General features: G+C 61.2%; 5 protein-coding genes. 3 read left to right on the forward strand and 2 right to left on the reverse strand.

Annotated features, from left to right (window positions below; all coding sequences use genetic code 11):
- Window positions 1-375: 375 nt before the first annotated feature.
- The 3 genes from ACP7AD_RS18430 to ACP7AD_RS18440 all read left to right on the forward strand — a co-directional run bounded on the left by ACP7AD_RS18430 (window position 376) and on the right by ACP7AD_RS18440 (window position 3,146).
- A complete protein-coding gene (locus ACP7AD_RS18430; protein WP_426149193.1) occupies window positions 376-1,545 on the forward strand; it encodes an ice-binding family protein in 1,170 nt (389 codons plus the stop codon).
- Window positions 1,546-1,663: 118 nt separating this feature from the next.
- Window positions 1,664-2,803, forward strand: coding sequence for an OmpA family protein (locus ACP7AD_RS18435; RefSeq protein ID WP_426149192.1), 1,140 nt, complete (start codon window positions 1,664-1,666; stop codon window positions 2,801-2,803).
- Window positions 2,804-2,903: 100 nt separating this feature from the next.
- On the forward strand, window positions 2,904-3,146 hold the full coding sequence (locus tag ACP7AD_RS18440) for a tyrosine-type recombinase/integrase (protein ID WP_426149191.1): 243 nt from the start codon (window positions 2,904-2,906) through the stop codon (window positions 3,144-3,146).
- Window positions 3,147-3,535: 389 nt separating this feature from the next.
- On the opposite strand, the gene ACP7AD_RS18445 is transcribed toward ACP7AD_RS18440, so the two are convergent.
- Both ACP7AD_RS18445 and ACP7AD_RS18450 read right to left on the reverse strand, forming a co-directional pair.
- A complete protein-coding gene (locus tag ACP7AD_RS18445; RefSeq protein WP_426149190.1) occupies window positions 3,536-4,735 on the reverse strand; it encodes an IS91 family transposase in 1,200 nt (399 codons plus the stop codon).
- 12 nt (window positions 4,736-4,747) lie between these two features.
- The coding region (locus ACP7AD_RS18450) for a tyrosine-type recombinase/integrase (RefSeq protein WP_426166388.1) at window positions 4,748-5,102 on the reverse strand (355 nt) is incomplete at its 5' end.

A 5,102-nucleotide genomic window follows, 5' to 3' on the forward strand; every position in this document is an offset into this window, starting at 1 on the left:
CGACGTCACGTTTCTGGGCTTTGTGCACCTCGCCGGCACCATGAAGTGGCTTCACTGAACTTTCAGAACAGCGCCTAATTAAAGAGCATTCGTCGCCTGCACGCTATACGCTGCAGATCTTTTTTACGCGCAAATCCAGCGCTGTCAGCCGTCGGCCGTCGGCTGTCGGCCGTCGGCAAGCCAATAAAACCACAGTCGCTTGCCATTTACGTCCCTGCTTGACGCTATGTAGGGCGGCGCATAGATGACGGGCATACGATCACGCACCATCACTGAAATGAGATCCAGGTTCAATTTCGTCCTGGATCGGACTTCAGCCTAAAAGGCAAGTAAATGAAAAAATTCGAGAGCTCTTCCAGATGCCGGACATGGTCCATGGCGCTGCTGTTCAGTGCTGTGGCCCTTGCGGCAACAGGCTGCGGCGGCGGGCGAGATGAAATCCTCGGCGCGAATGGCGCCGTAGCTATCGTCGCTCCACTTCCGATTACACCGCCACCCGGTGCAATCCTCCCCGGCGCAGTATGTCCAGTGGCCGGACCTTCGGTCACCACAACAGATCCTGCCAATGCGGACCAGGCTGCATCGACCAGCACCACCGGTGTGGCCAACAGCGGGAAAAATATCACCGCCTCCTTTAGCGAGCCGATGGACCCCGCAACGTTCACTCCAGCCAGCTTTACGCTGGCCCCAACTAACGGGACTGCTTTGGTGCCCGCGTCGGTGCGCTATGACAGCAACACCAATGTAGCGTTCCTGACAACCTCATCAGCGCTGTTGCCTAACACGGCCTATTCAGCGGTTATCCAGGGTCCTGTTTCGAACGGAACGAAAACACCCTTGGGCTGCAGTTATGCCTGGAACTTCAGGACCGCAACGGTAGCGGGACCGGCTCTTCCGCCAGTTGTCCCACCGACCATAGACCTCGGCGTGGCCAGCACCTTCGGGATCATGTCGACCTCTGCAACTACGAGCACCGGTCCAACACAAATCAACGGCGATGTCGCGCTGAGCCCAGGCACTTCACAAGCTATTCCCCCAAACCAAGTGAATGGGGTGATTCACGTGAATGACGCCGTGGCAGCGCAGGCTAAAGCTGATTTGCTTAAAGCGTATAACTTCGCCAAAGCACTGCCGCCTGGCGTAGGCCCTAACTCTCTGGGGGGAGGTGCAAACCTGAGCGGGCTAACGCTCGCTCCCGGCACCTATACGTCGGGCACGACGATTCTGATTAACGGCCCGGCGCCTGTCACTCTCGATGGAGGCGGTAACGCGAATGCGACTTGGGTCTTCCAAATTGGCTCGTCATTGACCACGGTAACAGGCGGCGTCTCGCTGATAGGCGGCGCTCAAGCCAAAAACGTTTTTTGGGTCCCTACTGCAGACGCGACCATTGGACCGAATACTATTTTCCAAGGAACCATACTGGCAGGTAGAGACGTCACCGGTAAAACGGGCGCAACGATCAACGGCAGAATACTGGCGGGTGCGATCGGCGCAGCTACAGTTGCTTTGGACAGCAATACCGTTAACGTTCCAACCCCATAAAGCTTGAAGTATCAAAGGACAGCAAAGTTATTTTTGCTGGCCTTTTTTAAACCTACAGACCGTGCTTAGGTTGCTTAGCAACGGGTAAAAAAGTTATTAACTCCTGTCGGAGAACATCATGAAATTCACAAACGCATCAGGAACGCTGGGTCTGCTGGCTCTCGCCACGCTCATCAGCCCATTGGCCATCGCGCAAGATTCTGGCTGGTACGCCGGCGCCAACGTAGGACGCTCCCTGGCGACCATCGACGACCCGCGCATCACCAGCGGGCTGCAGGCCGGCGGCCTGGCCACCAGTTCGATTTCCGACCGCGACCGCAACCACGGCTTCAAGCTTTACGGCGGCTACCAGCTCAACCGCAATTTCGCCATCGAGGGCGGCTATTTCGACCTGGGCAAGTTCGGCTACACCGCCACCACGGTGCCGGCCGGCACGCTGACCGGCGACATAAAAGTTAAGGGCCTGAATCTCGATCTGGTCGGCATCGTGCCTCTGACCGAGAAGTTTTCCGCCTTTGGTCGCGCCGGCGTGAATTACGCCCAGGCCAGGGACACCTTCAGCAGCACTGGCGCGGTCCGCGTGACCAACCCGAATCCGAGCAAGAAGGAGGCAAATTTCAAGCTGGGCCTGGGCGTTCAATACGCCTTCACCGACGCATTGGCAGTGCGCGCCGAGGCAGAACGCTACCGCATTAACGACGCCATCGGCAACAAAGGCCATATCGACCTGGTCTCGGTCGGCCTGATCTACCGCTTCGGCGCCAAGGCGCAGGCCCCGGCACCGCAAGTGGCTGCGCCCGCACCGGCACCGGTTCGCGAGGTTGTCGTGGCCGCGCCGCCGGCACCCGTACCTGCGCCACCACCGCCGGCGCCGCGTTTTGAAAAATACACCTTGTCGGCAACCGAGGTTTTTGGCTTTAACAGTGCCGAGTTGAAGCCGCAGCAAACGAAGCTCGACGAAATCGCAACTGCCCTCAAAGCCGACAGCGGTGTCAACAATGTCGTCATTACCGGTTATGCTGATCGCATTGGCTCGCCCAAAGCTAATCAGAAGTTGTCGGAGCGACGCGCCGCAGCGGTTGCAACTTACCTGACCGGCAAAGGCATCGAAGCCAGCCGCCTCAAGGCTGAAGGCAAGGGCGAGGCCAATCCAATGGTGGTTTGCAAGGACAAAAAACGCTCCGCCCTGATCAAATGCCTAGAGCCCAATCGCCGGGTGGAAGTCGAGCAGATCACCATCGAACGGCGCGTGCAATAGCCGCCGTTTAAACGGCTAGACACCAGGGCAGTGGGCAGCGAACCGCTGCCTTTTTTTTATCCGCCAATACCCCAGTACCCCTCAGCAGGCAGTAAGTTCGGTGCATCGCAGTCAGCCCGATGCCTGGCGAATCATTAGCAGGCGAGCCGAGCAGGCTGGAATCAAGACAAAACTTGGCTGTCACACTTTCCGCGCCACTGACATCACCGAATACTTGCGTAATGGCGGCAAGCTGGAGATCGCGCAGCAAATGGCTAACCATGAAAGCGCCCGTACGACGAGCCTTTATGACCCGCGAAATGATCAGGTGTCGCTCGATGAAGTGGAGCGGATCTTAATTTGACCGGGGTTATTGCTGACGTTTGCTCCCTTGCCGCCCTTATTCATACAACTGTCGAAAACGAATAGCGTTTATCGGCCGCTGCCGCGATGCAAGCCAGGCGCACCGCGGCTGATCAGCGGCAGATAAACCTGTTGGACTGAACCGCCGCCCTGGACGGTGGCAAGAAGAGGGGATTGAAAGCTTCGCCGTGACGGCCGGGTCAGCTCAAGAAGGCGCTGGCGCTGCAAACGGGCGTGGTGCAGGGGCGCCGCTCATGAAACGCGGCCTCGAACTTGGGATGGCGTGGTCATTTGGGATGGTTCGTGCAGGGATGTGGAAATGCTGTGCGCAGCACGGCCGGCACCCCCAGGGCGTGCCATGCAGCGGCAGTGAAGACCCCGGTCCCCTCGTCATGGCGGCCCCCGACCCTGTGGCCACACCGCAGTGACGCCAGGCGCTGGCAGCTGCTGGGCGCCTGGCAGTATCGCGCTGACATGCAGCCGTCCCGTTGCGCAGCATGGGCAACGGTCCACGTCAAACCTCGCCACCCTGGCCATGAAGGCCCGGACCGGCTCGGCGACCCGAGGGTCGATGACCGGCATCTGCAGGGCCAGGCGCGCAGCACTCAGCTTGACCGCCTTGCAGCTCGAAGCGAGTACCCCGTAGTGGCGAATGCGCTTGAGACCGCTGGGCAGCACATGCTGCAGGACGCGGCGCACGAACTCCATGCCTGGCAGCCGCACGGTGCGTTTTCCCCCATGCGCATCGGCGCGGACCTTGAAGGCAATGTCACTCTGGCCGACCGATGCAATGCGTTCGTTACTGATGGCCGTGCGGTGCGTGTAGCGGCTCAGGTACTCCAGCACCTGCGCCGGCCCGCCCAAGGGCGTTTTGGTATACACGACCCAGTCATGCCGGTAAAGCTGCCGGTGCCGCTCGCGCCAGGCGGGCGCCTGTCCCTGCGGGTCGCGTTCAATCTTTCCGGCCTTGCGCGCACCAGCCAGTGCGGCCATGAACTTGCCCCGGAACACCCTGGACAGCGCCTGCACCGGAAACAAAAAGCCAGGCGCGCGCGCGGGCGCTGACCACTGGCCGTTCTTGGCCAGCACGCCGCAGGCCATCACCGCATGCAGGTGAAGATGGGTTGCCAGGTCCTGGGTCCAGGTGTGCAGCACCAGGCTGAAGGCGGGCGTGCCATGAGCGCCGCCCATCCACTGGCCGCTGGCGGCAAACTGGGCCAGAGTTTGCGCCGTGCTGGCAAACAAGGTGTCGATGACCCAGCGCGGATGCGCGCCATACAAGCTGTTCAGGCTGTGCGGCAAGGTGAACACCAAGTGTGCGTATGGCACTGGCAGCACTTCGGCCAGGCGCCCCTGCAGCCAGGCGTCTTTGGCGCGCGCGCCGCACTGCGGGCAGCAGCGGTGGCGGCACGAGTGGTATTGCCAGTGGCGGTGAGGGCAGGCATCACAGGCGAGCAACTGGCCGCCCAGCGCCGGCGTGCGGCAAGCGACGATGGCCCGCCAGGCTTTGGCCTGCGCAGTGCTCAGGAGGTGATTGGCCAGATACGCCGGGCCAAACTGGCGCAGCGCATCGGCCAGGGTGGCGCTCATGGGGCGCCGGGCTCAATGACTGGGCGGCTTCACGGGTGCGCGAGGCAGCTGCGCCAGCAGCGCCAGCGCGGCATTGTTCGCACTGCCGCCCGGGCGGGCCATGTACAGGTAGCGCCCTGTCGTGCTCAGCTGGGCGTGGCCTAGCAGATGGCTGATGCTGTTCAGGTCAACGCCGCCCTCCAACAGGTGAGAGGCAAAGCAGTGCCGCAGGGAATGGATGCCCCCGGCCTTGATAATGCCTGCGGCCTTGCGAGCCGTGTAGTAATAAAGCTGCGCACTGCTGCAGTCCAGAGGCCGGGAGGGATCGCGTCGGCTGGCAAACAACCAGTCATCTGCCTTAGCACCCGAGCGGCAGGCGCGCCAGTAC

This window comes from Polaromonas sp. DSP2-3-2b2 (assembly GCF_049895905.1).
Classification (GTDB): domain Bacteria; phylum Pseudomonadota; class Gammaproteobacteria; order Burkholderiales; family Burkholderiaceae_C; genus Polaromonas.

Coding starts and splice junctions, on each gene's coding strand:
- ACP7AD_RS18430 (WP_426149193.1), top strand. CDS start 376: ATGGCGCTGCTGTTCAGTGCTGTGGCCCTTGCGGCAACAGGCTGCGGC.
- ACP7AD_RS18435 (WP_426149192.1), top strand. CDS start 1,664: ATGAAATTCACAAACGCATCAGGAACGCTGGGTCTGCTGGCTCTCGCC.
- ACP7AD_RS18445 (WP_426149190.1), bottom strand. CDS start 4,735: ATGAGCGCCACCCTGGCCGATGCGCTGCGCCAGTTTGGCCCGGCGTAT.